The sequence below is a fragment of the Pseudomonas sp. Ps21-P2 genome (assembly GCF_039672565.1).
In the GTDB taxonomy this organism is placed as follows: Bacteria; Pseudomonadota; Gammaproteobacteria; order Pseudomonadales; family Pseudomonadaceae; genus Aquipseudomonas.
In genome coordinates, this window is record NZ_JBDFPL010000001.1 from 486,905 (window position 1) to 513,104 (window position 26,200).

Annotated in this window: 26 protein-coding genes and 2 tRNA genes; 16 read left to right on the top strand and 12 right to left on the bottom strand. The window is 59.9% G+C overall.

The window, feature by feature from the left end; all coding sequences use genetic code 11:
* Window position 1: 1 nt before the first annotated feature.
* A complete protein-coding gene (locus ABEH28_RS02115) occupies window positions 2–934 on the top strand; it encodes a magnesium transporter CorA family protein (protein ID WP_346628941.1) in 933 nt (310 codons plus the stop codon).
* Between the two features lie 44 nt (window positions 935–978).
* Here the strand turns inward: ABEH28_RS02115 and pbpG are convergent, their stop codons facing one another.
* The 3 genes from pbpG to ABEH28_RS02130 form a co-directional block, all read right to left on the bottom strand.
* Complete coding sequence (gene pbpG / locus ABEH28_RS02120) at window positions 979–1,929, bottom strand: D-alanyl-D-alanine endopeptidase (protein ID WP_346628942.1); 951 nt, start codon at window positions 1,927–1,929, stop codon at window positions 979–981.
* Between the two features lie 340 nt (window positions 1,930–2,269).
* Window positions 2,270–2,452, bottom strand: coding sequence for a hypothetical protein (locus tag ABEH28_RS02125; RefSeq protein ID WP_282373350.1), 183 nt, complete (start codon window positions 2,450–2,452; stop codon window positions 2,270–2,272).
* 242 nt (window positions 2,453–2,694) lie between these two features.
* Window positions 2,695–3,042 (bottom strand): hypothetical protein, encoded by a 348-nt coding sequence (locus ABEH28_RS02130; protein ID WP_192172466.1) that lies wholly within the window; start codon window positions 3,040–3,042, stop codon window positions 2,695–2,697.
* A gap of 227 nt (window positions 3,043–3,269) precedes the next feature.
* On the opposite strand from ABEH28_RS02130, the gene ABEH28_RS02135 reads away from it, so the two are divergent.
* Window positions 3,270–4,082: a shikimate 5-dehydrogenase gene (locus ABEH28_RS02135; RefSeq protein WP_346628943.1), complete on the top strand. Its 813-nt coding sequence runs from the start codon at window positions 3,270–3,272 to the stop codon at window positions 4,080–4,082.
* Window positions 4,083–4,289: 207 nt separating this feature from the next.
* On the opposite strand, the gene ABEH28_RS02140 is transcribed toward ABEH28_RS02135, so the two are convergent.
* Window positions 4,290–4,979, bottom strand: coding sequence for a DUF480 domain-containing protein (locus tag ABEH28_RS02140; protein WP_346628944.1), 690 nt, complete (start codon window positions 4,977–4,979; stop codon window positions 4,290–4,292).
* A 109-nt stretch (window positions 4,980–5,088) separates the two neighbouring features.
* Here ABEH28_RS02140 and ABEH28_RS02145 point away from each other — a divergent pair, with 109 nt between their 5' ends.
* On the top strand, window positions 5,089–5,598 hold the full coding sequence (locus ABEH28_RS02145; protein ID WP_192172469.1) for a DUF1993 domain-containing protein: 510 nt from the start codon (window positions 5,089–5,091) through the stop codon (window positions 5,596–5,598).
* 157 nt (window positions 5,599–5,755) lie between these two features.
* On the top strand, window positions 5,756–6,913 hold the full coding sequence (locus ABEH28_RS02150) for an MFS transporter (RefSeq protein ID WP_346628945.1): 1,158 nt from the start codon (window positions 5,756–5,758) through the stop codon (window positions 6,911–6,913).
* On the opposite strand, the gene nhaR is transcribed toward ABEH28_RS02150, so the two are convergent.
* Window positions 6,910–7,806: a transcriptional activator NhaR gene (nhaR, locus tag ABEH28_RS02155; protein ID WP_346628946.1), complete on the bottom strand. Its 897-nt coding sequence runs from the start codon at window positions 7,804–7,806 to the stop codon at window positions 6,910–6,912. The two genes, ABEH28_RS02150 and nhaR, sit on opposite strands and share 4 nt — an antisense overlap.
* A 118-nt stretch (window positions 7,807–7,924) precedes the next feature.
* Between nhaR and ABEH28_RS02160 the strand changes: the two genes are divergently transcribed.
* Window positions 7,925–8,689 (top strand): TerC family protein, encoded by a 765-nt coding sequence (locus ABEH28_RS02160; protein ID WP_192172472.1) that lies wholly within the window; start codon window positions 7,925–7,927, stop codon window positions 8,687–8,689.
* Between the two features lie 131 nt (window positions 8,690–8,820).
* Here ABEH28_RS02160 and ABEH28_RS02165 read toward each other — a convergent pair whose 3' ends face one another.
* Window positions 8,821–8,997 (bottom strand): hypothetical protein, encoded by a 177-nt coding sequence (locus ABEH28_RS02165; RefSeq protein WP_192172473.1) that lies wholly within the window; start codon window positions 8,995–8,997, stop codon window positions 8,821–8,823.
* 226 nt (window positions 8,998–9,223) lie between these two features.
* On the opposite strand from ABEH28_RS02165, the gene ABEH28_RS02170 reads away from it, so the two are divergent.
* Window positions 9,224–9,925, top strand: a complete 702-nt coding sequence (locus ABEH28_RS02170; RefSeq protein WP_346628947.1) for a peptidase C39 family protein — start codon at window positions 9,224–9,226, stop codon at window positions 9,923–9,925.
* A gap of 25 nt (window positions 9,926–9,950) precedes the next feature.
* Here ABEH28_RS02170 and ABEH28_RS02175 read toward each other — a convergent pair whose 3' ends face one another.
* A complete protein-coding gene (locus ABEH28_RS02175) occupies window positions 9,951–11,234 on the bottom strand; it encodes an FAD-binding oxidoreductase (RefSeq protein ID WP_346628948.1) in 1,284 nt (427 codons plus the stop codon).
* A gap of 248 nt (window positions 11,235–11,482) precedes the next feature.
* On the opposite strand from ABEH28_RS02175, the gene ABEH28_RS02180 reads away from it, so the two are divergent.
* A tRNA-Val gene (locus tag ABEH28_RS02180) sits at window positions 11,483–11,559 on the top strand.
* Window positions 11,560–11,670: 111 nt separating this feature from the next.
* Here ABEH28_RS02180 and ABEH28_RS02185 read toward each other — a convergent pair.
* Window positions 11,671–11,898: a hypothetical protein gene (locus tag ABEH28_RS02185; RefSeq protein ID WP_192172629.1), complete on the bottom strand. Its 228-nt coding sequence runs from the start codon at window positions 11,896–11,898 to the stop codon at window positions 11,671–11,673.
* A 170-nt stretch (window positions 11,899–12,068) separates the two neighbouring features.
* On the bottom strand, window positions 12,069–12,392 hold the full coding sequence (locus ABEH28_RS02190) for a hypothetical protein (protein WP_282371330.1): 324 nt from the start codon (window positions 12,390–12,392) through the stop codon (window positions 12,069–12,071).
* A gap of 309 nt (window positions 12,393–12,701) precedes the next feature.
* On the opposite strand from ABEH28_RS02190, the gene ABEH28_RS02195 reads away from it, so the two are divergent.
* From ABEH28_RS02195 to ABEH28_RS02205, 3 genes are all read left to right on the top strand, one after another.
* Window positions 12,702–12,778 (top strand) — tRNA-Val (locus ABEH28_RS02195).
* Window positions 12,779–13,032: 254 nt separating this feature from the next.
* A complete protein-coding gene (locus tag ABEH28_RS02200) occupies window positions 13,033–13,590 on the top strand; it encodes a DUF4174 domain-containing protein (protein ID WP_192172478.1) in 558 nt (185 codons plus the stop codon).
* A 93-nt stretch (window positions 13,591–13,683) separates the two neighbouring features.
* A complete protein-coding gene (locus tag ABEH28_RS02205; RefSeq protein ID WP_346628949.1) occupies window positions 13,684–14,028 on the top strand; it encodes a 2-oxoacid ferredoxin oxidoreductase in 345 nt (114 codons plus the stop codon).
* Window positions 14,029–14,127: 99 nt separating this feature from the next.
* Here the strand turns inward: ABEH28_RS02205 and ABEH28_RS02210 are convergent, their stop codons facing one another.
* A complete protein-coding gene (locus ABEH28_RS02210) occupies window positions 14,128–14,760 on the bottom strand; it encodes a DUF5666 domain-containing protein (protein ID WP_346628950.1) in 633 nt (210 codons plus the stop codon).
* A gap of 280 nt (window positions 14,761–15,040) precedes the next feature.
* On the opposite strand from ABEH28_RS02210, the gene ABEH28_RS02215 reads away from it, so the two are divergent.
* The 3 genes from ABEH28_RS02215 to ABEH28_RS02225 are packed head-to-tail and all read left to right on the top strand — an operon-like array spanning window position 15,041 to window position 17,905.
* Window positions 15,041–16,132: an ABC transporter substrate-binding protein gene (locus ABEH28_RS02215; RefSeq protein WP_346628951.1), complete on the top strand. Its 1,092-nt coding sequence runs from the start codon at window positions 15,041–15,043 to the stop codon at window positions 16,130–16,132.
* On the top strand, window positions 16,119–17,117 hold the full coding sequence (locus ABEH28_RS02220) for an ABC transporter permease subunit (RefSeq protein ID WP_346628952.1): 999 nt from the start codon (window positions 16,119–16,121) through the stop codon (window positions 17,115–17,117). The genes ABEH28_RS02215 and ABEH28_RS02220 overlap by 14 nt, the downstream gene beginning before the upstream one ends.
* The gene (locus ABEH28_RS02225; RefSeq protein WP_346628953.1) at window positions 17,111–17,905 is read left to right on the top strand and encodes an ABC transporter ATP-binding protein; all 795 of its coding nucleotides are present in this window, start codon (window positions 17,111–17,113) and stop codon (window positions 17,903–17,905) included. The genes ABEH28_RS02220 and ABEH28_RS02225 overlap by 7 nt, the downstream gene beginning before the upstream one ends.
* Before the next feature lie 78 nt (window positions 17,906–17,983).
* Here the strand turns inward: ABEH28_RS02225 and dacB are convergent, their stop codons facing one another.
* Both dacB and ABEH28_RS02235 read right to left on the bottom strand, forming a co-directional pair.
* The gene (gene dacB, locus ABEH28_RS02230; RefSeq protein ID WP_346628954.1) at window positions 17,984–19,450 is read right to left on the bottom strand and encodes a D-alanyl-D-alanine carboxypeptidase/D-alanyl-D-alanine-endopeptidase; all 1,467 of its coding nucleotides are present in this window, start codon (window positions 19,448–19,450) and stop codon (window positions 17,984–17,986) included.
* Window positions 19,451–19,837: 387 nt separating this feature from the next.
* Entirely contained in the window at window positions 19,838–20,182 is a 345-nt protein-coding gene (locus tag ABEH28_RS02235) for a YggL family protein (protein WP_065988787.1), read from the bottom strand.
* Window positions 20,183–20,624: 442 nt separating this feature from the next.
* Here ABEH28_RS02235 and ABEH28_RS02240 point away from each other — a divergent pair, with 442 nt between their 5' ends.
* From ABEH28_RS02240 to ABEH28_RS02250, 3 genes are read left to right on the top strand one after another with little or no spacing between them, the layout of a single operon-like run.
* Window positions 20,625–25,325 (top strand): RHS repeat-associated core domain-containing protein, encoded by a 4,701-nt coding sequence (locus ABEH28_RS02240; protein WP_346628955.1) that lies wholly within the window; start codon window positions 20,625–20,627, stop codon window positions 25,323–25,325.
* Window positions 25,322–25,729, top strand: a complete 408-nt coding sequence (locus tag ABEH28_RS02245; RefSeq protein WP_244655917.1) for a hypothetical protein — start codon at window positions 25,322–25,324, stop codon at window positions 25,727–25,729. The genes ABEH28_RS02240 and ABEH28_RS02245 overlap by 4 nt, the downstream gene beginning before the upstream one ends.
* Before the next feature lie 6 nt (window positions 25,730–25,735).
* On the top strand, window positions 25,736–26,161 hold the full coding sequence (locus ABEH28_RS02250; RefSeq protein WP_346628956.1) for a hypothetical protein: 426 nt from the start codon (window positions 25,736–25,738) through the stop codon (window positions 26,159–26,161).
* Window positions 26,162–26,200 lie beyond the last annotated feature (39 nt).

Consider the following 26,200-nt stretch of genomic DNA (forward strand, 5'->3'; position numbering starts at 1 on the left):
GGTGATCAAGGGCCACCGCCTGGAAGCGGGCAGGTTAAGGGAATGCGCCGAAGCGGATGCCAGCGTGCTCTGGTTCAGCGACCCGGACGCCGCCGAAAAGACGCTGCTGCTGGAGCGCTTCAACCTCGACGACCACGCTCTGGCCTCGGCGCTCGACCCCGACGAGGTGTCGCGCATCGAGTTTCATCCAGACGCGCTGTTCATGATCTGGAAGCGGCCGGAAAACTACTCGGGCAAGGACACGTTTTCCTTCGACGTGTCGTCGTTCGGGGTGCTGCTCAGCCCCCATCACATGGTGCTGATCTGTGCCGACAGCAAGCAGATCAGCGACCTCGGACAGCACCGGCCGATGCACACGCTGCTGGACGTGTTGCTGGAGGTGCTGTTCCATAACATCCATCATTATCTGGGTCACCTCAAGGTGATCAAGATGATCGCCCGGGAATTGCAGCAGCAGTTCAATGCGTCGATGGACAGCCGCCATCTGGTGCAGATGTTCAACCTCAGCGAAAGCCTGGTCTATTACATCAACGCCATCGACAGCAACGGCTCGGTGCTGACGCGCCTGCGCAATCACGCCCACAAGCATCAGTTTTCCGGCGACAGCCTGGCACTGATCGAAGACATGATCATCGAGAACGAACAGTGCCATAAACAGGCGAACATCTACTCCACGGTGTTCGCCAGTTTGATGGATGCGCGGGGCAATCTGGTCAATAACAACACCAATAACCTGCTGCGCAAGCTGACGTTGATCAACGTGGTGTTCTTGCCATTGAATCTGGTGGCGGGGATTGGCGGGATGTCGGAATACAGCATGATGACCACGCCTATTGCGTGGTGGATCAGCTACCCGGCGTTGCTGGCCGGCATGGCCGGGCTGGGCGTGGGGATGGTGGTGATACTCAAGCGCATGGCGCGGGCGAGTCAGTGATCAGCGGGAACCCGGCGGGTTCCCACTGAACGTTGCGCGACGTCTTATTCCGACGCCTGCAAACCCTTCTGCCTCATCACCTGATTCTTTTCTTTCTTGTACTGCAGCGCGACTTCCGGCGCCGGGCCGCTCTTGCCGGTTTCCATCCACAAGCGCATGCGGCTGGCATCGGCGAAGTGGGTGTATTTGCCGAAGGCGTCGAGAATGACCACGGACACCGGACGATTGGCCATGCTGGTCAACAGCACCAGACAGTGACCCGCCTGGTTGGTGAAGCCGGTCTTGGTCAGCTTGATGTCCCAGTTGGATTTACGCACCAGATGGTCGGTGTTGCTGAAGCCGAGGATGTAATTCGGCTTGCGGAAGGTCACGGTTTTCTCCGGCGTGGTGCTCAGCTCGCGCAGCATCGGGTAGTTGCGTGCGGCCAGGGCCAGCTTGGTCAGGTCCCGCGCGGTGGAAACGTTGTACACCGACAGGCCGGTGGGCTCCATGTACACGGTGTGGTTCATGCCCAGTGACTTGGCCTTGGCGTTCATCGCCCGGATAAACGCCGGATAGCCGCCCGGATAGCTGTGAGCCAGACTCGCCGCTGCGCGGTTTTCCGACGACATCAGGGTGATCAGCATCATGTCGTGGCGGTTCAGCTCACTGCCGAGCTTGACCCGGGAGAACACGCCTTTCATTTCCGCGGTCTGGGAGATGTCGACCTTGACCATCTCGTCCATGGGCAGCTTGGCGTCGAGGGTGACCATCGCGGTCATCAGCTTGGTCACCGAGGCGATCGGCACGACAATGTCGGGGTTACTCGCATACAACACCTGACCCGTTTGCAGATCGGTGATCATGGCGCTGCCGGAGGCCAGATGAAGATTGGCCGGGTCGCGATTGAACGCCGCCGGCTCTTTCGCCAGTGCGGTGGTGGAAAATGCGGCAGTGGAAAGTGCGCAGCCTGTAAGTGCAAATAATAGGCCGATGACGGTTGGGCGAATTTTCAAGAGCAAAGCTCACTAAAGGATGGAAATAGCGTGGAACGTCGGACTTTCTTCAAGCACGACAACAAGTTCGGCGCATTTTAGGAGCAAGTTTCTGAAGTTGTCGATGGGGCGGTGCGGGGTTTCGCTAATAAAGCGCTGTTGTATAGGTCAGGTTCAGGTGGCGGATCCAAAAAGCCTGTATTTAAACGGGTCGAATTGCCGATTATGGCCTGGCTGATAAACAGCGCTGCGCCTCAACATCGGATCGTCACGCAAAAAAAAAACGCCCGCGTCATTAAAGAGGCGGGCTAAAGGGGTGTGCGGAGCAACGCACGATTCACGGGGAAGAGCGAATAAGGGGTTAGCTGTTGAGTGAGCGGCATTCAAGTTGCTGCGACAGGGCCTGCGCCGCTGGCAGTGAAGGCAAAGGACCACTGACGGGTTCGCCGTTGTGCATCAGGTACCAGCACGCCAACAGACCGCGCTCACGAAGCTGAGGGGGAACTGCGCTGCCGACAACCGACATGATTTGAACCTTGGTCATAAGTGCCTCCAACAATCTATGGCGCTACTTTAAGGCCCGACCGGTTGATGCAGAAATCACCGCTCTCGATAGTCGTCATTGATGAGCGGGTAGGGACAGTGCTGGGGACACGTGCGCAAAGCGGTGCTGCGGTCCGGCATCAATACCCCTGAAACAAAAACCCCGCCGGGGAGGCGGGGTCTGTGTTGGGTGAGGGCTGGCGACCATGAATCGACAGCCCTGTGCTCAGGAGCAAACCGCTGTTACCAGCGACCGCCACCGTGGTAATAGCCCGGTGGTGGACCGTAATAACGTGGCGGGCCGTAGTAACGCGGTGCGTAGACGACCGGGCGCTCAACGACATAAGCCGGCTGGTAGTAAACCGGCGGTGGAGGCGGTGGCGCGTAATAAACCGGCGCCGGGGCCGCGTACACGGGAGCGGGTGCTGCGTAAACCGGCCCGGACGCCACTGCCGCGCCGACAACACCGCCGACGACCGCACCGATTACGGCGGCTCCACCCCAGCCCGGGCCGCCGCCATGGGCTTCAGCCTGGCCTGCGAGGGCGAGGGCGCCTAACAACAAGGCAACTTTGGGGATCTGACGAATCATGACTGTTCCTCGGTGTTCAGTCCCGTTGTCGCGAGCCTGCGTTACGCTCAGGCACTGCCACGGGATAACTTCTCAGACAACGGTTTCGGAAATATCTGCGAGGCCGTTGCGTAAATTTTGTGTAAGGTATTCGACACTTTTAATGACAATGGCTTTGCCGCTTTCGGCGGAGCGTCGCGATTCTACGCCTTTCCCCAGGCGTCTTCTAATACCACTCGGGAGATTTCATGTTGGTCACTGCCAGTAAGGAAACGCTGTTGTGCATGTCGCTGGCCGGACGCCCGGGCAACTTCGGCGTGCGCTTCCACAACCACCTGTATCAACAGTTGGGCTTGAACTTCTATTACAAGGCCTTTTCGCCAAACGACCTGCCTGCAGCCATTGCCGGTATGCGTTCATTGGGCATTCGCGGGTGCGGCGTGTCGATGCCGTTTAAAGAAGCCTCTATTGCACTGGTCGATGAACTGGACGCGTCCGCCGACGCCATTCAATCCATCAACACCATCGTCAATACCGATGGCCACTTGAAAGCCTACAACACCGATTACATCGCCATCGCCCAACTGGTCGATACCCATGAAGTGCCGCGCACCCGCTTTGCCTTGCGCGGCAGTGGTGGCATGGCTAAGGCCGTCGCCTGTGCCCTGCGTGACGCCGGCTTTACTGACGGGCTGATCGTGGCGCGCAACGAGCAGGCGGGCAGGGCGCTTGCACAAACCTGCGGCTTCGCGTGGCAAGCCGAACTGGGCAGCGAGCGCCCACCGCTGCTGGTCAACGTCACCCCGTTGGGCATGGCTGGCGATCAGGCCGATGCGCTGGCCTTCGACGTGTCCGCCATCGAACAGGCCGACACGGCCTTTGATGTGGTCGCTACGCCCGCGCGAACGCCGTTCATCGTTGAGGCCGAGCGCCTCGGCAAACGCCTGATCACCGGTGACCAGGTCGCGGCGATACAGGCGCTGGAGCAGTTCATTCTTTACACCGGCGTGACGCCCACCGAGGAGCAGTATCAGGCAGCGGCGGCGTTCGCGCGGGGTTGATGCTTGCGCTTGGGTAACGTCAGGGTGTGCTTGACTACCGATCTTCAGGCAGCACGCTGTCGCGCGGCAGACAGGGGACATGTGGGAGTGAGCTTGCTCACGAAGACGGTATATCCGCCGCTGCACATGCAGTGGATGTACCCGCCCTCGCGAGCAAGCTCGCTTCCACAGGTTTTGCACCAGGCTTAGGATTCCTCGGAGCCGCTCTCAACCTTCCAGCAATGCCAGCCGCTCTTCCAGGGCGGCGATGCGGGCTTCGAGGGCTTCGATTCTCTCCGCCATCGCCGAGCTGCCCGCGCTGCCTGAATGGCTGCCGCCGCTATTGCGCTCTGCCGGATGCGCGCGGGCGGCAAGCATTGTCTCCCTGTCAGCCGGATCACCCAGCGCATGCATATAGCGGTCTTCGCGCTGGCCTGCCTGTTTCGGGATCAACACCGCCAGCCCTCGGCCAATGAGCCGGTCAAGCTGATGCAGCACGGCGTCGGTGTCTTCGAAATCGTGCAGGCGGTTGCTGCGGGTCAACAGCTCGTTGACGGTTTGCGGGCCGCGCAGCAACAGCAGGCCGGTGAGGATGAGTTGCGCCGGCACCAGCTCCAGGGTTTTGTCGACGCGGTGTTCCCAGCGGTCCGCCCGGCTGCCCATGACAAGACGCGTCAGTTGCAGGCTTTCCAATGCGCGCAGGCTCTGGCCAACCTGGCCGGGCGTGAGGTTCATCACCGGCTCGCGACTGGTCTTCTGGTTACAGGCCAGCACCAGTGCGTTGAGGGTCAGGGGGTAGGTCTCGGGATGGGTCGCCTGCTTCTCGATCAGGCAGCCCAGAATGCGCACTTCGGTGCTGCTCAGCTGCAGCGCATCCGAGGCTTCAACGGTGTTTTCGGAATCCAGCTCTTCGGACATGACCCATTCCCCAGGCGTTGAAAAGGCTATGAGGGTAGGGGCTGGATGAGGTAAAAGACAAGCCGCGTTCGCGTCCGCCTCCGTGCGACTCATTTCCCGAGGAACTGCCATGACCCTTTCTCTCTACGCCGCTTCGATCCCTGTCTTCAAGCAAATGCTCACCGCCCTCAGCGCCGTCCTGGCCAAAGGCGAAGCCCACGCCACCGCCAAGAACATTCAGCCGGATGCCCTGCTGCAGGCGCGTCTGTTCCCTGACATGTTCCCGCTGGTGCGTCAGGTGCAGATCGCCGTTGATTTCGCCAAAGGCGCCGGCGCACGACTGGCAGGTCTTGAGCCGCCGAAGTACGAAGACACCGAAACCACCTTTGCCGATCTGCAAGCGCTGCTGACCAAAGTGCTGGCGTTCCTCGACACCATCAAGGCCGAACAGGTCGATGGCAACGAAGCGCGGGAAATCGTCCTGCGCCCTGGCACCGATAAAGAAAAGCGTCTGAGCACCCAGACCTACCTGCTGCATTACTCGCTGCCGCAGTTCTTCTTCCACGTCACCACCACCTATGACCTGCTGCGCCACAACGGCGTGGAAGTCGGCAAGCGCGACTACATGGGCGCTTACTGACAGGCCTTGCTGCCCGGCTCTGCTCGGGCAGCGACACGTGGCTCGTCCGGCGCCTGGCTCCCAAGCGCCCGGCTCTGATAACCTCCGCGTCCTGATTTACGCCACATCCGATCGACCGCTCCGCGAGGACCGGTCGTTTCGTCGTTCTGGAGATTTCATGTTTTTCCCCATCTATCTGCTGTCAGCTGCGGGCTTTACCGTGCTGACCACAGAGTTCGTTATCGTCGGTCTGCTGCCCGCCATCGCCCGCGACCTGGCCGTCACCATCCCCCAGGCCGGCTTGCTGGTCACGCTGTTCGCCTTCACGGTGGCCTGCTTCGGGCCGTTCCTGACCGCGTACTTCTCGCGCTTCGAGCGCAAGCGCCTGTTCATTTCGGTGCTGATCATGTTTGGCGTCTCCAACGCCGTTGCCGCGCTGGCGCCCAACATTTGGTTGATGGCCGCGGCGCGGCTGATCCCGGCCCTCGGGCTGCCGGTGTTCTGGGCCCTGGCCAGCGAAACCGCCGTAGACATCGTTGGCCCTGACCACGCCGGCCGCGCGATTGCCAAGATCGGTTTCGGTATCGTCTGCGCCACGGTGTTCGGTATCCCCGTTGGCACCTTGATCTCGGACGCCATCGGCTGGCGCAGCGCCTTCGCCGTCCTCGCGGTGATGGCGTTCGCCAAGGCGCTGCTGCTGTTCATTTACCTGCCCAGCAGCGTGCACAAGGATCAGGCCTCGTTCCGCAGCCAGTTCCGCATTCTGCGCAGCCCGTTGATGCAGGGCCACGTGCTGCTGTCGGTGCTGGTCTTCAGCGGTATGTTCACCGCCTACACCTATCTGGCGGACATGCTCGAGCGCCTCGCGGGGTTCAACGGCACGGTGGTCGGCTGGTGCCTGATGGGCTTCGGCGCGGTGGGCTTGCTGGGCAATTCACTGGGCGGGCGGCTGGTGGATCGCCACCCACTGATCGCCAGCCTGACCTTCTGTACCTTCATGATCGGCGGCATGGTCATGGTGGTGCCGAGCATGCATTCCCTGCCTGCGCTGGCCCTGGCGTTGGCCGTGTGGGGCGCAACCCAGGCGGCGCTGTTTCTGGTCAGCCACGTCCGGCTGATGAAAGCGGCGCCACAGGCCCCGGCCTTCGCCGCATCGCTCAACATCGCCGGGGCCAATCTGGGCATCGGCATTGGCGCGATCATTGGCGGGCGGGTGATCGATCATCTGGGCCTTGGCAGTCTGGGCTTCGCGGCGGCTGGCATTATTCTGCTGTCCATCGTGCTGGCCCTGCTGCTGATGACCGTCCGCCCAAACCCCGCAGCCTGCGACGCCTAGTCCGGGAACAGCTGCCGCCGTGCGCCTTCGGTAATCGCGACGATGCCGGGGTGCTTGACCTTGCGCTCGACCGAAATCGCGTAGAACGACTCGGTCACGGCATCGGTATGGCCGATCAATTCGACGTCGTATTGCTCGATCACTTCATCGGCGATCACGCTTGGCGCAATGAAAATCCCGCTGCCGGATTTGCCAAAGGCCTTCATCAGGGCGCTGTCGTCGAACTCCCCGACGATTTTCGGCTGGATATTCTGCTCGGCGAACCAGCGCATCAGGCGACTGCGCACCACCGTTTGCTGTCCTGGGACCAGCAGCGGCGCGCCTTGCATGCCGTGGGGGAAGTTCTCGCCGTACAGGGTGGCGAGGGCGCGGGTGGCGAAAAAACTCACGCCGCATTCGCCCAGCTTCTGGCTGTAGCCTTTAATGTCCAGATGAGAGGGCATCGGGCTGTCGGAAATCACCAGGTCCAGGCGCTGAATCGCGAGGTCCGCCAGCAAGCGTTCGAGCTGGTCTTCCCGGCAACTGATGCGCACCAGCTCATTGAGCGCCATGCTCGGCGCGATAAGCCGATAAACAATGGATTTGGGCACGACATCGGCGACGCCGACGCGGAAGAGGATTTGCTGCTCGTCGGGCTGTGCGCGCAACACCGCTTCGAGCTCGCCACCGAGCTGGAACATCTGCTCGGCGTAGGGCAGGGCGACGCGGCCTGTTTCGGTCAGCTCCAACTGGCGGCCAACGCGCTTGAACAATTCGACACCGTAGGTCTGCTCCAGCAGGCTGATTTGCCCGCTGATGGTCTGTGGCGTGAGGTTCAATTGCTCGCAGGCGCGGACAATACTGCCGGTTTTGGCCACGACCCAGAAATAATGCAGCTGTCGGTAATTGAGCATGGGGGTCATCACTTCGGGAAAACCGAAGTATACGCCTGAAAAATACGAATTTTACTGAAGTGTTTCCGTCCCTAGAATGCCGCCCTATCCCCTGAACTGATTCTGGACACTCGCTTATATGGAATACCTTCTGGAACTGGCTGCAAGCCCAACGGCGTGGATCGCTCTGGCGACACTGGTCGTCATGGAAATCGTGCTCGGTATCGACAACCTCATTTTCATCTCGATTCTCACCAACAAGCTGCCGGTTCACCAGCGCACCAAGGCGCGCCGGATCGGTATCAGCATGGCGTTGATCCTGCGTCTGGGCCTGCTGACCACCGTGGCGTGGATTGTCCAGCTGACCGCGCCGGTGATCGAAGTGTTCGGCCAGGCCTTCTCCTGGAAGGACATGATCCTGATCGCGGGTGGCCTGTTCCTGGTCTGGAAGGCAACCACCGAGATTCACCACAGCGTCGACGTCAAAAGCGAAGCCGAGAAAGCCGCGTCCAGCACAGTCACCCTGGGCATGGCCGCTGCGATCGGTCAGATCCTGATGCTCGACCTGGTGTTCTCCATCGACAGTATCGTCACCGCCGTTGGCATGACCGAGCACTTGCCGATCATGGTCATCGCCGTGGTGGCTGCCGTGGTCGTGATGCTGGTGGCGTCGGAGCCCCTGGCCAAGTTCATCAACGATAACCCGACCGTGGTCATGCTGGCGCTGGGCTTCCTGATCATGATCGGCATGACGCTGATCGCCGAAGGCTTCGGCGCCCACGTTCCGAAAGGCTACGTGTACACCGCGATGGCGTTCTCGGCGCTGATTGAAGTGCTGAACATGCTGGTTCGTCGGTCCCGCCAGCGCCGCCTGGACGCCGAAGCGCAGGGCCAGAAGGTCTGACGCCTGGATAAGCTTCGCCCGCCGATAAAGAGCGAAGCAGCACAAAAGCAGGGCAATAAAAAACGGTCGGGAATGGGATGCCATTACCGACCGTTTTCATTTGTACGGTGATCAGTCGTTACACGGCAGTATCAATGGGCCGTGACATGACGGATTTTGCGTTGTGCGCGTTCTACGGATTTCGCGGCTTCGGTTTCCCGATAATGCGGATGATGGCGACGCGAGATACGCATCACCCCCCACAACATGGCGGCCGCAACGGCCAGCCAGGCAGCGATCAACATCACAATGGTCATTCCGAGGCTCATGGCTTCCTCCGGCTCTTCTCTTCGTCTCTTAGTAACCGACAGTCTAGTCTCCCTGTTGTTGCCAAAAATTGACCGGTGGTAGGAATTGCATGACCGATTTGTTCTATCCACTCGCGTTGACAGCGTTTCGGGCTATACCGCAACCGGTGGCGGCTCTATCATCCGCGTTCCGGCCGGATCCAGGGATCCCTCGCCATCAGTCAAGTGAGTGAAGAACGTGCGGGCATTGACGCGATTGGATAGCGTTGCAGGTCGACGCAAATGGCTGGCGCTGGCCGCCGTGCTGGTCTTGGCAGGCTGCTCGAATGCCCACAACTGGAAACCCGGCTATCCGCCGATGTACAAGACACTGCCCGACCGGGTTGAAATCAACGCGGTGCCGTCGTTCCGGGGCAAGGATTATCAAAGCGCGCCGTTCGCACTGGCCAGCATGCTGACCGTCCATGGGGTACAGACCACGCCGGGGCTGCTGGAAAAACCGCTGAAACTGCCGGGCGCCGAAGACAAGCTCGACCGCAGCATGTCGGACCTGGCCCGCGAATACGGGTTTGTGGTGTACCCCGTCGACCACGGTTTCCCGGACCTGCTGGCCCAGGTCTCGGCGGGGTATCCGGTCATGGTGCGGTTCTCGGACGGCTCGATGTTCTGGAAAGAACAGCGCTACGGCGTGCTGGTCGGGTTCGATCAGAACAAGCGCACGGTGCTGATCTATACCGGGCCTGGGCGAGTGACAGCGAGCTTCGATTCGTTCACCTCGGACTGGAACGACGCCGGCAACTGGGCCGTGCTGATCCAGAGCCCACGCCAGGTGCCGGTGCCGGTAGACCGCGAGCGCTGGCTCAAAGCCGCCAATGATCTGGCCCAGGCCGGTCAGGAACAGGCGGCGGGCGAGGCGGTGAAGGCGCTGAACAATCCAGCTGCCCGTTAACGGTTGGCCGTTCATCGCCTCTGATTCAAAACCCCAGCTTGTCCCGCAGGCTGTAATACCAGGCACCCAATGCCGTCAGCGGCGTGCGCAACAATTGCCCGCCGGGGAACGGGTAGTGCGGCAGGCCGGCGAAGGCATCGAATCGCTCTGCCTGTCCGCGCAAGGCTTCGGCCAACACTTTGCCGGCCAGATGGGTGTAAGTCACGCCGTGGCCGCTGCATCCCTGCGAGTAATAGATGTTGTCGCCCAGCCGGCCGACCTGGGGCAACCGCGACAAGGTCAGCAGGAAGTTGCCGGTCCATGCGTAATCGATCTTCACGTCCTTCAGTTGCGGAAACGCCTTGAGCATCTTCGGCCGGATGATCGCTTCGATGTTCGCCGGATCGCGGGCGCCGTAGACCACGCCGCCGCCGAAGATCAGACGTTTGTCGCCGGAGAGCCGGTAATAATCCAGCAGGTAGTTGCAGTCCTCGACGCAGTAATCCTGGGGCAGCAACGTGCTCGCCAGTTCCTCACTCAGCGGCTCGGTGGTGATGACCTGTGTGCCGCAGGGCATCGATTTGGCCGCCAGTTCCGGGACCAGATTGCCCAGATAGGCGTTGCCTGCCACGATCACGAACTTCGCCCGAACCTTGCCCTCGGCGGTGTGCACGACCGGGCTGGCGCCGCGATCAATGCGGGTAGCCGCAGACTGTTCGTAAATGACCCCGCCCAGGGACTCGACCGCCGCCGCCTCGCCCAGCGCCAGGTTCAGCGGGTGGATGTGACCGCCGCTCATGTCGAGCATGCCGCCGATGTATTGGTCGCACGCCACCACTTCACGGATGCGGCGCTGGTCCATCAGCTCCAGCTGCGTGTGGCCGTAGCGTTCCCAGAGACGTTTCTGCGACTCCAGATGGCCCATCTGCTTGGGCGTGATCGCGGCGAAAACCCCGCCGTCTTTCAGGTCGCACTGGATCTGGTATTTGGCGACGCGGTCCCGGATGATCTGCGCGCCCTCGAAGGCCATGTGCCCGAGCAATTGTGCTTCCTTGGGCCCGACGCTCTTTTCGATGGTGTCGATGTCGCGGCTGTAGCTGTTGACGATCTGTCCGCCGTTACGTCCCGAGGCGCCGAAACCGACTTTCGCCGCTTCCAGCACGGTAACCTTGAAGCCGTGTTCCAGGAGAAACAGCGCGCTGGAGAGCCCGGTGTAGCCGGCGCCGATGATGACCACGTCGGTCTCGACGTCCCCCTGCAGCCGAGGCCGAACCGGAACCGGATTGGCGGAAGCGGCGTAATAGGAATGTGGGTATGGCGTGTTCGTCATCCTGTAACCCCTGTTTTATATTTTTTACGAGTGGGCGGATCCTACCTGAGATGAAATTTTGCGGCCAGCCGACACTGGAGGTTTGCGGGCCTTGACGCGATGCTGGCAAGGCATCGGCCACCGAGGCACGGGCGCACTCATTTAGCATGATTCGCCAGTGCAGGGACAAATAGCTCGGACATTCATAGGCTTAGGGATGAATCAAAGTTGACAGCGTTCCGGATCCCGGTAGAATGCCGCCCCACAGCAGGCACGTAGCTCAGTTGGTTAGAGCACCACCTTGACATGGTGGGGGTCGTTGGTTCGAGTCCAATCGCGCCTACCAAACAAATCCGCTCTGCTGGGCGGTAACAAAAAAGGGTGGCCCGAGAGGGTCACCCTTTTTTGCTTGCTTGAACCTGAATCACCCCGGGCGAGCGGCCATTGCGCCGGCCGATCAGTCGGCCTTGGCGCGGGTAATGCGGCCCGCCCTGATCTCGTCCACATAGGCGCGCAGGCGGTCAGCGTCCTTGTACTGCTGGTTCATCAAGTGCAGCACCGCGACCACGTCCACATCGTTGACCCGTTCGGCCAGTCGGCTGATTTCGCCTGCAGTGCTTTCCAGATTGGCCGCGATGGTGCTCAGGTCACGCTTGAGTTCCAGCGCTGATTTCTTCATGCCCACGGTGCCGCTCTCCACTGTTGATGACGCCCGGGTCCGCGACCCTGGTTCGGGCGCGGCGGCGACGCACTATATCAAAGCACGACGGCAAGCCACGACAACCGGGCACGAAAAGGGCGCTGTTCAAGCGCCCTTAATGATTCGTCTGTAATGGCCCGCGCCTAAGTAGTGCTTCAACCGCCAGCGCCGCCCGCGCTCGACGAACCCGAGCCCTTGCTGCCGCCGCCATTGGTGGTATCGCCACCGGGCAAATCGGCATCGTTGTTATTGCCGGTGCCATTGCTCATCGACGTGCCGCCGCCAATGCTGATGCCTTTCTTGGTTTGCGTGTCCACATCAGAGCCCTGGCGAGCCGGGTCGCTGCCCTGTACGCGCGGGTCGATGCCGGTTTGGGAAGGTGGCGGACCCATATCTGGCGATGTGGCGCCAGCCAGCGCTGTGAGGGAAGTGCAGGTCAGCGCGCAACCGAGGGTAAAGGCAGTCAATAATCTGTTCATCAGGTGATCTCCGTGTCGTGGTTCCTTGTCATCATTGGGCATCTGAAGTTCGTCCGAAGTGCCATGATGGCGACAGGCGGCATGTTCGGTGCGCAAGTCGAGGGTCCCCGTTGATTCACCCAAGTATCCGCTGGCGATCGGGAGGCCGGTCATGGCGTTCACCGCCCGAATCTCGCTGATCGACGGCGACTCAGTAGGTTGATCCGCCCTTGTCGATGCTACGGGGAAATAATTTGCATATTCATAGGCTTAGTGGGCGAAAAAGACGTTGACAGTCATTTGAATATCCGTAGAATGCCGACCCACAGCAGGCACGTAGCTCAGTTGGTTAGAGCACCACCTTGACATGGTGGGGGTCGTTGGTTCGAGTCCAATCGCGCCTACCAAACAAATCCGCTCTGCTGGGCGGTGACAAAAAAGGGCGAATCGAAAGATTCGCCCTTTTTTTTGCCCGAAATTTTCCCGTCAGGTCAGCGGTGCTCACGTCAGACATAGCCCCTATGGCCGGACGTTTTGCCCCTATTCGATACCCGCGAGCCTCTGCGCGCCGCGAAATAAATCCGGTTTTTTTCCCGCTACCGTCTGGACCTTTTCCCATGATGCGCGATCATCAGTGCATGGAAAACCAGAGGAGGTGTGTATGTTTAGCCGGTCGTTGACCCTTGCCGTTTTGTTCGCCGTGTCGAGCCCCTTGCTGGCTGCCGACGGTGATGGCCCACTTTCCCAGGAGCGCGGCAAGGCCCGTCCACTGATCGTTATCGCGTCGAGTTCGGCAGACCCGACGCTGGGGGCTCTTAAGAAAAGTCTGGACGAACCCGCCAACAAGGATGGTTTCGCCAAACGTGACATGGTCCTTTACACCATCATCAATACCGTGGGGCAGCGTAACGGTAAAGACCTCGACGCCCAGACCACCATGGCCCTGATCCGCGAACTCAAGCTTGGCGCACAGACAGAAAAACAGGCGCAGGTGATTCTGGTGGGCAAGGACGGCGAGAAGAAAATGACTCACAACGGCCCCATCGATCCGAAGGAGATTTTCAGCACCATCGACCAGATGCCGATGGCCGAGAAGGAAGCAGCCGCCGCTGCTCCACCTGCGCCCGTCGCCGAGCCGAAGACCGCAACGCCGTCAGGCAAATCGGCCAAGCCCGGCAAGGCCGCGCCTGCTGCTCCGCCCGCCGGGCTGGATGATTAAGCGCTCGGACGGCTTACCCATGGGGCTCGCTTGAGGTTGCTGGTAACATCGTTCCTTTTTTAACGAAAAGGACGTTTGATGAACGGGACTGGCATGAAACATTGGGTGGGCGCTGTGGCACTGATCCTGTTGTCGGGTTGCATGAGCTTGAATCAGACACGTTCGGCAGGGCCGGCGCAGGTTTACACCAGTCAGAAGCCTGCGGTCGCCGTCGCCGAATGCATCAAGGTCACCTGGGCCAACGTTCAGCTGTTCGGTGATGTGGCTGACGTGTTCATGGCTAAGGGCGGGCCGGGCGCTTTCACGGTCTACACCACCGAGGGCGAATATTTCGCTGACGTGGCGGGCAAGGCGGGCATGACCAAGGTCAATTTCTACGCCAAGCCCGGCGCCAAGGTGATCGAGCAACGTGGCGCGGTGCTCGCGACCTGTCTTTGAGTCAGACCTGATAATTGACCTGCGCATGCTGACCGGTGCTGTTTCATCTACCGGCGCCACGCAGGTTTTTAACGCTACAAGCCCTGCACATTGGCCGCTTCACATTGGCGGCGTCACGCCATTTTCCCCTGCAGAAATCGACAGCGCCGTCAGCGAGTTGTCCGAACCTTTCTGCGCCTGCAGCACCACCTTCACACCGGGCTTGAGCAAGCTGCGATCGCCTGGCACCAGGTTGACGATCGGCACGTCATCAGGGATGACGATCTTCTTCTGCCCGCCTTTGTAATTCACCGTGATGGTGCGGCCATTACTGGCGACCAGATCGCCGACCGATCCGTTGGTCATCGTGCTGTCCGGCGTCAGGTCAAAGGCCCGATGGCCATCCCCCGTGCCCGCCATTTCCGGCGGGAACACATGCACCTCGAGCGCCTTCAACGAACCGTCCGGCAGCGGCACCGCGGCGGAGCCTATGTAGCTGCCCGGTTTGATTTCCGACACCTGCGCCAACGTGACGCCGCGAATCTGCGTGTCAGGCGTCAGCGCAACCTGCAGGTCTTCTCCGCGATTGCTGTGAATTTTCAGCGCATCGCCTTCGATCGCTGTGATGGCGCCGCGCACGCGGGTGGGTTTGCTGTCTTCGGCGTGGGCTGGCAGCGCTGCCGATAGCAGCGCGCTGAGCAATCCCGAGATGAGAAGAGAGTGGCGGAGGGTCTGGGTCTTGGAGGTCTTCATTGGCGGCGCGAATCCGGTGATGGGTCGAGCACGCAGCATAGCGGTAGTGCACGAGGTGGTGCATGACATTGCCGTCAGCCAGTACGCTTCGATGCCGCCTGGCATGCAGGATGCGAAGTCATTCAGATAGACTATTTGCATAGTCATATAGAACAAAAATGAATTTAATTAATTAAATGGCCGGTGCTAATGTTTTAAGCAGTCGGCGAAACCCCAGGATTTGGTTATTAAAAATTCTCGTTCGGCGACGACCATCTCACTCACCGGGTAAGGGAACACCATGGCCGTTTTCGATCAATTGAGCCGTCGGCGGGTGCTGAGCCTCGCCGGCGCTGCGCTGGCATCGCCACTTCTGCTGTCATTGCCGCGCGGCGTCTGGGCTGCGGACGAACATGCGGAGCATGCCGGGCACGGCGCCGACGTCAGTGGCGGGGCGAGCGAGCCGGCGGGCACGGGCGAATTCATCAGGCTCGATCAGCCGAGGGCGCTGAAGCTTGCGATCAACTTGAACGCCGTGTGCCTGGCCCCCGTGGTCATCGCCCACGGGCAGGGCTTTTTCAAGAAGCACAATCTGGACGTCGAGCTGGTCAATTTCGGCAACTCGACCGAAGTGTTGCTGGAAGCCATTGCGACGGGCAAAGCGGACGCCGGCATCGGCATGGCGTTGCGGTGGCTGAAAGCGCTGGAGCAGGGCTTCGACGTCAAGCTGACTGCCGGAACACACGGCGGCTGCTTGCGGTTGCTGACGGCGGCGAGTGGCAACGTGAAGACACTCGAAGACCTCAAAGGCAAGGCCATCGGCGTGACCGACATGGCCAGTCCCGACCGTAACTTCTTTTCCATCCTCCTGAAGAAACATGGCGTCGACCCAGTGCGCGACGTCGAGTGGCGCCTGTATCCGGCCGACTTGCTGGGTACCGCGCTGGAGCGCGGCGAAGTGCAGGCGGTGAGCGGCAGCGACCCGTTCATGTACCGACTGATCAACGCCGGCAAGGCTCGCGAACTGTCGTCGAATCTGGTGGAGGACTACGCCAGCCTCAGCTGCTGCGTGGTGGGCGTGACCGGCAAACTGGCGCGGGACGACAGACGCGCCGTGGCGGCCCTGACTCAGGCGATTCTTGAAGCCCACGATTACTCGGTCAAGCATCCGGAGGAGGTGGCCAAAGGGTTCCAGGCTTACGCGCTGAACACCACCACCGAGGAAGTCGTCGCCATCCTCCACGATCACACCCATGGACATCACGCCGTCGGCGCGGTACTGACCGCCGAGATCGCCACCTACGTTCGCGACCTGAAAACCGTCGAGGTCATCCGTCAAAGCACTGATGCCAACGCCTTTGCTGCGGAGATCACTGCCGATGTCTTCAGTTGAGCTGGCGGCCGGCGTCGAACGGCTGAAACACCCGGCGGGGCGCTTCTGGCTGCACGGCGTAGTGGCGGCGGCGGTCTGGCTCGCGGCGGCGCTATTGATCGTGTATCTGCCCAACGCCACCCGTCTCTGGCCGATGACCCAGGGTCTGGCGAATCTGTGCCTGATCATGGCCGGGCTGATCCTGCTGGCGGTGGTTGCGGGGCGTTGGTCTCCGCGCATCGCCACGCGTACGCAAACGCTCGGCCCCTGGCTGATCGCGCTGCCGATTCTGCTCACGATCTGGGAGCTGCTCACCGCCAAATTCGGCGTATTGCCGGTGCCGTTCTTCGCGCCACCCCAAGCGCTGCTGGACGTCTGTGTCGAGGACTGGCCGCGCCTCGCCGACAGCCTGTTTCATTCGGCAATTCTCCTGGGCAGCGGTGTCGCCCTTGGCGCACTGACAGGGTTCATCGCCGGCGTCGCCATCGGCTGGTCGCGGAGCATCGGCTACTGGCTGCACCCGGTGTTGAGGATCCTCGGCCCGGTGCCGTCCACCGCCTTGCTGCCGCTGTGCTTCTTTCTGTTCCCCAGCAGTTGGAGTGCCAGCGTGTTTCTCATTGCGCTGGCGACCTGGTTTCCGGTGACGGTGCTGACGTGGTCAGGGGTGTCGAGCGTCGACAAGGCCTACTACGACGTGGCCCGTACCTTAGGCGCAAGACAGGGTTTTCTCATTTTCAAAGTGGCGATTCCCGCAGCGCTGCCTCACGTTTTCGTCGGCTTGTTCATGGGCCTCGGCGCATCGTTTTCCACCCTGGTTGTCGCCGAGATGATGGGCGTGAAATCCGGCATCGGCTGGTACCTGCAATGGGCCCAGGGGTGGGCGGCGTACGCCAACATGTACGCAGCATTGTTGATCATGGCGCTGGCCTGTTCGGGGCTGATCTCGGGGCTGTTTCTGATTCGTGACCGTCTGCTGGCGTGGCAGCAAGGAGCAATGAAATGGTAAATGCAGCCAGAGCGGCAAGCGCCGAACACAGTCGTGGTCTGGCGCTAAGCATCGATAACCTGAGCCACGGTTTCTCCCTCGAAGGGCACAAGCTGCCGGTGCTGCAGCGGGTGTCGCTGGAGGTTGAACCGGGGGAATTCGTCGCCCTGTTAGGACCGTCGGGTTGTGGAAAGTCCACCCTGCTGCGGCTGGTCGCGGGGCTGGAAGGTGCGGACAGCGGGAGCATTACGGCGGACGGTGTGGCGATCACCGGGCCGGATCCGACGCGGGTGGTGGTGTTTCAGGACCCGACCCTGTACCCGTGGCGTCGGGTCTGGGACAACGTCGCCCTCGGCCTGGAAGCTCAGGGTCTGCTCAAAACCACCAAGGGCAAGGTTGATGAGGCCTTGGCGAAGGTCGGTTTGAGTCAATTCGCACGCGCCTATCCGCGACAGCTGTCGGGCGGCATGGCCCAGCGGGTGGCGCTGGCGCGGGCGTTGGTCAACGAGCCAAGACTGCTGATTCTCGATGAGCCGCTGGGCAAGCTCGACTCGCTGACCCGGATTGCCATGCAGCAGGAGTTGATCGATCTGTGGCAACGCCAGGGTTACACGGCGCTGTTGGTCACCCACGATGTCGAGGAGGCGCTGCTGCTCGCCAATCGCGTCATTGTCTTCAGCGACCGGCCCGCGCAGATCAAGGCCGAGCTGATCATCGACCGTGCCTATCCACGGCACCGTGATGACCCGTATCTGGTTGACCTACGCAAACAGATTCTCGGATTGCTGGGGTTGGGGCAGAGCTGGTAGGCAGAGCAGGTACGTAAAGACTGGCCGCCGGGCTGTGCGCATGTCGTCGAGCGACTTCGCACAGCCCGGCGCGTGACGTTATTGCTGAAGCGAAATCGGCGTGCTCGCCAGTTTCGGCTGGTTGTACAGGCTGACTAGTACTTCATCCAGCACCGAAGACGCACCCCATGGACGCGGGTCGTTGAGAATCGCGACCACTACCCAGGTGTTGCCATTGCTGTCGCGACTGAATCCGGAGATCGCCCGGACGGTGTTCAATGTGCCGGTCTTGATGTGGGCTTCACCGCGCAGGGCGGTACGTTTCAGGCGTTTGCGCATGGTGCCGTCCATGCCTGCCAGCGGCAGCGAACTCATGAATTCGGCTTGAAACGGGCTGTTCCACGCGGCCTGGAGCATCTGCGCCATTTCCCGTGCGCTGACCCGTTCGGCGCGGGACAGGCCTGAACCGTTTTCCATCACCAGATGCGTCGCGATGATGCCTTTCTTCGCCAGCCATTGGCGCACTACACGCTGTGCGGCTTTGGCGTCGTCACCGTCGGCTTCGTTACGGAACTCGGCGCCCAGGCTCAGGAACAGCTGCTGGGCCATGGTGTTGTTACTGAATTTGTTGATGTCCCGAATGATCTCCGCCAGATCCGGCGAAAAGGCCCTGGCCAGCAACTTGGCGCTGCCCGGTGTCACGTCCAGACGGTCCTTGCCGAGAATGGTCCCGCCCAGTTCCTGCCATATGGCGCGCACGGCACCGGCGGTGTAGGTCGGGTGATCGAGCAGCGACAGATAGGTCTGGGAGTTGCAGCCGTCACCCAACTGGCCGGACACCGTCACGGTGATGCCGCCATCGGCTTCCGGCACCGGGTTGTACAGCACGTCGCCGGTGCACTTGCTGGATGACAGCGCCTTGACCTGGTTATTGATGTGGATCGCGGCGATGGGCGGCTCTACCGAAACCAGAATCCTGCCGCCGTCGTTGCGGGTGACGAAACGCAGGGCCTTGAGGTTGACCATCAAGGAGTCGGGGCGCACCAGGAATGGCTTGTTCTTATCGTTGCCATCGTCATCGAACACCGGCAGTTGCGGTTGTACGAAATGGCTGCGGTCGAGCACCAGATCGCCGGTCACCTGCTGCACGCCGTTGGCACGCAGGTCGCGCATCAGCAGCCACAAGCGTTCCATGTTCAGCTTGGGATCGCCGCCGCCCTTGAGGTACAGGTTGCCACGCAGAACGCCATTGCTGAGGGTGCCGTCGGTGTAGAACTCGGTTTTCCACTGATGGGTCGGGCCGAGCATTTCCAGTGCGGCGTAGGTGGTCACCAGCTTCATGGTCGAAGCCGGGTTGACCGACACGTCGGCGTTGAAAACAGTCGGGGTGCCGGGGCCGCTGACCGGCAGCATCACCAGCGAAAGCGCATCGTTCTGCAGCTTGCTGGCTTTGAGTGCTTCCTGAACCTTGGGGGGCAGGGCTGTATTGATAGGGGCGGCGGCGATGGAGAACGAGAGGGGCAAAAGCAGGGTGGCGATAAACAGCGGACGCAAAGACTTGATCATTCAATAAACCCTACTGCAGCGAACAACGAAGATGAAGAGGGGGTGAATTCCCTCGCATTGTGAACGATCCACCAGAAAATGCCCGATGGCAGGGCGTGACACTGGCGTTTCGGTAAAGCGGCATTATGCCCCAAGCTTTCGTGACTTGCGCCGGGGTACTGCCGTCAAACGGCGCTATTTTTTGCGCTTGCCCATTCAAAGTCACGTTAAACCGTGGTTTTTTCCCGTAACGCCGGCTGCAGGCCGCCATTTCCCAGCAGCATTCGTGACGTCCGGCTGCGGTCTTTTGTCCGGTAACACACCAAAACCTCGAATCCCGGACACAAAAAAGCCATCCCGAAGGATGGCTTTTTAGGTATCAGCTCGGCGGGAAGGCCCGCCAGCTCATCAGACAGCCGCGTTGATCGGCTTTTCCGGGTACCAGGCGTCCTGCAGGGGGCTGACTTCAACTTCAGTCAGCTCGCTGCGGCCTTTTAGCCATGCTTCGACAGCAGCGCGCTGTTCTTCGCTGACCGAACCACGGTTCGCCAGGCAAACCAGACCGAAGTCGTCGCCGCCGACGTAGTCCAGACCGTTAGCGTCCATGGCCTCTGTCAGGAAAGCGTCGAGGAAAGCATCGATGGCCTCGTCATCCAGGTCCTCTTTGAAGCCCAGCTTCAGTTCGAAGCCCAATTCCTGGAACTCGTCGACACAGAGTTTTTTGCGCAGACGACGGGAGCGGTTAGTGGCCATGAAGCGTTCCTCTTGAGTAATTTCGGGGCGCAGTCTATCAGCTTCGTCCTGATGGCGCCTGCTTGATGCTGATCAGGGTTGTCGCATTTCTCACTGTGGTCGGGGTTGGGGAGGGGCTGGCGCAGAGAGCCTTCGGATGACTCATAGCCATGGTGCGCAAAAAGCTGCGCACTCGTTTCGTAAGAATGGGGTGGTTGATGGGTTGGAGGCCACGTCGTTCGCGGTGTGCAGACGAGTGCGCAAGAAGTTGCACAGGGGTGCGCAACTTCTTGCGCACTTCTTCTTTGTTTTCGGGTTTAGCATTCGCTTAAACCTGCCGTTTTTCCTCGCAAGCAATTGATTTATATCGGCTAATTCACAGCTGGCACAACCCTTGATATCTCCGTCGCCCCCGGTTCGGCAAACACGCCTGCCGGATGGTTTTTGAGCACGGAGAGCATCTTTGGCAAACCCCGTAGTTACGCCCGGCAGCGACCAGAAACGCGAGCCTCAAGTGGCGATCGTTCCGCTTGATCTGATTCAGCTTGAGGACGTTGGCGTCGGTGCTGCAAACGTCGATGCCTGGTTACAGGAGATCAGCGGCGGGGTTGTTTCGCTTGATCGAATCAAGGCCCAAGCAGGCGGACTGCCGGTGGTAGGCAACATCATGGCGCTGGTCGATGCCCTGAATGACATCGCCAGGTTGTGGAACAGCGAGAAGCGCGATCCGCTGGATTGGGTGAGTCTGGGCATCAATCTGATCGGAGTGATGCCACGCCCGCCTCGCATGGCGGCGGCACGGATGAGCCTGCGGCCAATGCTGTTTCTGGTGCGCCAGGAGATGCGTCGGAGCGGGAAATTGGTGTTGGGTGACGTGCTGATCGAGATTCTGATCGGGCACCTCAACGCGGACATCGTCGGGACGCTTGATGACTTTGTGCCACAGGCGCAGGCCAAGCTCCCCGGCATTCTTGAGGATGCCGGGGAACTTGGGGAAGGTGTGCTTCTTGAGATCGCTGCCGGTCTTGAAAAGCTGGTTAACCCTGAGCTGAACGCCAGCGCTGATTTGCTTGAGGCCGAACAGCGGGTTCAGGTCGCTGGGGATCAGTGGGCGTATGACCCCAAAGCCGCGATTGGCAACATTTTTGCGGCCGCTGCGGATGTTTGCATTGCTGCGGGTAAAGGCGCTGTTAACGGTGCTGCCGAATATTTCGTGCCTGAAGCGCTGAAGGCGCAGGTGCTCAGACATGCGGCTTCGTTGCGATCACTGGGCCCGGAGCTTCGGGATCAGATCAATCGTCTGGCGGATCCTGGGGTTCAGAATTCCATTGGTTCGCTCCTGCTCACGCTGGGTGATGCGGTGGTCACCTGGCAGTCGCGCAACGGGCATGGGCAAGCCTTTAACATCAGGCCGGGAGTTGTTAATCAGGCCAGGCGCCAGGGCGGCGAAGGGAAGCTGGAGGCGGTTGGTTTCGAGAAGCCTGCGAAGGCCCGGCCTAACAAGCGGAAGAACTGTACGTGTCCGTGCCCTTGTGAATGTGCCTGTGGGTCGACGGCGAGGAGCATCAGCTTTGCGATGGGCTCGGAGTCGGTTAGTCACACCGATTTCAGCCTGCCGGGGCCGTTTCCGATTGAGTGGACGCGGACTTACTGCTCGAGTCTGGATGCGTTTGATGATGATGTTATCGGTGCGCGGTGGATTACGGCGTTTACTACACGTTTTGATCTCGTCGGCGACGGTTTGGTCTTCCACGACGCTGATGGTCGCAGCCATGAATTTCCTCTTCCCAAGGTCAAACTGTTCCACTTCAACGCCATCGAAAATCTGACCGTCGTTCGCCTCAGCAAGGATCGGCTGTTACTGATGCGGGGTCTTGAGCATAGGGAAACCTATGTCCGCCGGGGTGGCCGTTTTGTTCTGATCAACAAGGTTTTGCCGAATGGCGCCGGGGTGATGCTGCATTACGAGCATCGGCACGGTGGGGGGTTGGTGCTCTCCGAGCTGGTCACCTATCGGGAGAAGGACGCCCGTAAAGTCCATCTTCGCCTGGGCACGTTGATTGATGATCAAGGGCGTCTGACGGGCCTTTGGGAAGTGCGTGATGGCGACGTCAAACGCCAACTGTGCGCGTATCGATACGATGATTTTGGTGACCTTGTTCTGGCTCAGGACGAGAACGGCGCTGCCTGGCGTTATCAGTATCAGGACCACCTGATTACTCGTTACACCGACCGTACCAGTCGTGGTTTGAATTTGCAGTGGCAAGGCATGGGCCCCGACGCGAAAGCCATCCGCGAATGGGCGGACGACGGCAGTTTTGACACGCGATTGGCGTGGGATGAAAACATCCGCCTGACCTACGTCACTGATGCCCTCGGTCACGAAACCCGGCACTACTACGACAGCCTCGGTTACACGTACCGCATCTGCCATGCCGATGGGCGTTCGGAATGGTTCTTCCGTGACGCCGCGAAGAACATCATCCGCCACGTTCATACCGACGGCAGCACGGATCGGTATCGCTACGACAAGCTCAGCAATCTGACGGAACACACCCGCGCTGATCACAGCGTGATGAATTACGCCTACGACGAAAAAAGCCATCTGATCAAAATCAGCGATGGCGAGGGTGGGCTGTGGAAACGGGACTATGACCTTCGCGGCAATCTCGTTGAGGCGATTGATCCGCTAGAGAACGTCACTGAGTACGCCTACAACTCGTTTGGTCTTCCTACTGCGATCAGGGATGCCAATGGCAACAAGAAGGCGTTGGCCTACAACGATGCCGGACAACTCGTTAAGTACACCGACTGCTCGGGCAAGGTGAGTAGCTGGGAATACGACGAACGCGGTCAGATGGTTCGCTTCACCGATCCCGCTGGCCACGGCACCACGTATGAATACAAATCAGGTCAGTTGGTCCTGATCAAGCATCCGGACAAAACCGAAGAACGTTTTAGTCGCGACGCCGAAGGCAGGCTGCTCGCCCACTCCGATGGCCTGGAACTCTGCACCACATGGCGCTATACCGCTGCGGGATTTATCGCCGAACGCGTCGACGCTGCCGAGCAAACCTTGCGTTACCGCTGGGACAAACTGGGCCGCCTCGTAGCGCTGGAAAACGAAAACGAGCGCCGTGCGCATTTTCACTACGATCCTGTGGGCAGGCTGCTGGAAGAGCGCGGTTTCGACGGGCGCTCGACCCGCTATCAGTACGACCCGGAAACCGGGCGCCTTGCCGAGACCATCAACGGCCAGCGCACCATTGCGCTGACCTTCGACCCCATGGGCCGTCTCACCGAACGCCGCGCCACCCTCGGCGAACAAGCCCAAAGCGAAACCTTCGCCTACGACGGCAACGGCCATCTGGTCATGGCGACCAACGCCGCCAGTCGCCTGCAATGGTTTCACGACCCAGCTGGCAATTTACTGCGCGAGCACCAGCATTACTCGAACCTGGATAAACCACTGGTTGCCGTCTGGCAGCATGAGTACGACGCGCTCAATAACCGCTTCGCGACCATTCGCCCGGACGGCCATCGCGTCAGCTGGCTGACCTACGGCAGCGGCCATCTGCTCTGCTTGAAGCTCGACGAGCACGAACTGCTCAGTTACGAGCGCGATGATCTGCACCGCGAAGTCGCCCGCCATCAGGGCAACCAACTGCTGCAAACCCAAAGCTGGGACCCGGCGGGACGCCTGCAAGAGCAACTGCTAGGACGAGCAGACGACAAAACCACGCTCATAAAACGCGCCTACACCTACGACGCCGCCGGCCAACTCACCGACATTAACGACAGCCGTCGCGGCCCATTAAGTTACCGCTACGACCCGGTCAGTCGCCTGCTCAGCGCCATGAGCCGCCTCGGCACCGAAACCTTCGCCTTCGACCCGGCCAGCAACCTGCTCGATGACAGCGCCGCACCCGTCCGCCGTCCACTAGACCCCGAACCGGTCCGCCACAAACTGATCGACAACCTGCTGCGCGACTACGCCGGCAACCACTACGAATACGACGAACGCGGCAACCAGACCGAGCGCTGGACCAACGGCCTGCGCAGCGAACTGCACTGGGACCTATTCGATCGTCTGGTGCACTTCCGCGATCCGCGCCTCACTGTCGACTTCGGCTACGACCCACTCGGACGTCGCCTCTACAAACTCTCAAAAGCCCATTACCGACCGCGCCCAGAAGCCGGCACCGGCTGGAATGAAAACGAACACGCCCGCAAAGAGCGCGAGCTCGGCTGCGGCTTCACCTTATACGGCTGGGATGGCGACAACCTCGCCTGGGAAAGCAGCCCTCCACCCTGCGCTGGCGGGTTAGGCCGAACCGTCCACTACATCCACGAGCCCCGCACATTCGTGCCGGTGGCCCAAGCCATCCGCCACGAAACCATCCGCCTCGTAAGCCAACCGACCTACGAAGGCCGCTACAACTTCAGAGAAGACCCGCTCTGGAACTACAAGCCAGTCGCGCTGCCGATTGACGCACTCGCCTGGTACCAATGCGACCACCTCGGCACGCCCCAGGAAATGACTGACCAGAACGGCAACACCGCGTGGAGCGCTCAGTACAAAGCGTGGGGCGAGGCGCAAGAACAGCGCTCAGAGTTCGCCCAGCAAGTCGGCCTGACCAACCCCATCCGTTTCCAAGGCCAATACCACGACCACGAAACCGGCCTGCACTACAACCGGCATCGGTACTATGATCCAAAGGTCGGGCGGTTCATCAGCAAGGATCCGATTGGCTATTTAGGTGGATTGAACATCTACCAATATGGGCCAAACTCAATCAGTTGGGTCGACCCGTTAGGGCTGGCAAGTTCGCCCGTCGGACCAGGGCGTAAGCCTAAGTCAGATAAGCCTAATCAGAACTGCAAACGCGCATGCAGAAAAAAATGGGAGGTCAATCGCTACGACCGCGTTTGTGAGGGTAATGTCGCCGGCGTGGGTTATGCAAAATACTTTTATGAACCGAAATGGAGCCAATGGTGGTCGATTGATAAAACGGGTCATGGAGAAAGCGCGTGGAAAGTTTACGATAAAACTGGTACGTGGGTCGCTGACGCGGACGTCTATGGTGATCACATGAGCAAGCACAAGAGCGGAATCGGAAAGAACATTGATTTCAGGTCTTTAAAATGCAAGGACAATAAATGATAAAGTCTGCTGAAGAATTTGTCGCGCTACGAAGTAGTGACTTAAAAAGTGAGTATGACAGAGCTGCGATGGAAGAAGCTCCGGCATCTGTCTGGCGCGAGATCATCATCAAGTACCCCAACTATAGGCGATGGGTTGCGCATAACAAAACCGTGCCGCTGGAGATCCTTGAAGATCTGTGTATTTTTGACAGTACGATCAGGCAGGCCGTCGCAAGAAAACGGAAATTATCGCCGGCGCTGTTTGAAACACTCTCCAGAGACGTTAGTGATGTTGTAAGGGTGGCGATAGCCGCAAATAGAAAAACACCAATCGCGATTTTAGAGAGATTGCTGACAGATCAGGACGAAGATGTCGCGAACGTAGCTAGACTCAACCTTGATGATCGAAAAACTAGCCAGTGATGAAAAATGATCACATCTGCTGAGGAATTTGTTGCGCTAAGGAGTAGCTCCATTAAAAGTGAGTACGACAGAGCGGCAACTGAAGAAGCACCCATTTCGGTGTGGCGCGAGGTGATCAAAAATTATCCGGATTACAGGCGATGGGTGGCGCACAATAAAAGTGTGCCATTGGAGATTTTAGAGGAGCTGTGCCAGTTTGATAGTACTATCAGGCAGTTCGTGGCAGCCAAGAGAAAGCTATCACCAGCGATGTTTGAGGCTCTTGCTCAGGATGAAAGCCATGTTGTAAGAATAGCTATAGCCGCCAACAAAAAAACACCAATTGAGATATTGGAAAGATTATATGGTGATAAAAACAAGCATGTGGCACGCGCCGCAGGCTACAACCTTGAAGATGTTAAGAGTAAACAGAACAAGAAAAAGGGGAGTTGAGGTCTCTAAGTTTTGCTTTGATGGGGCGCCTACGTAGTA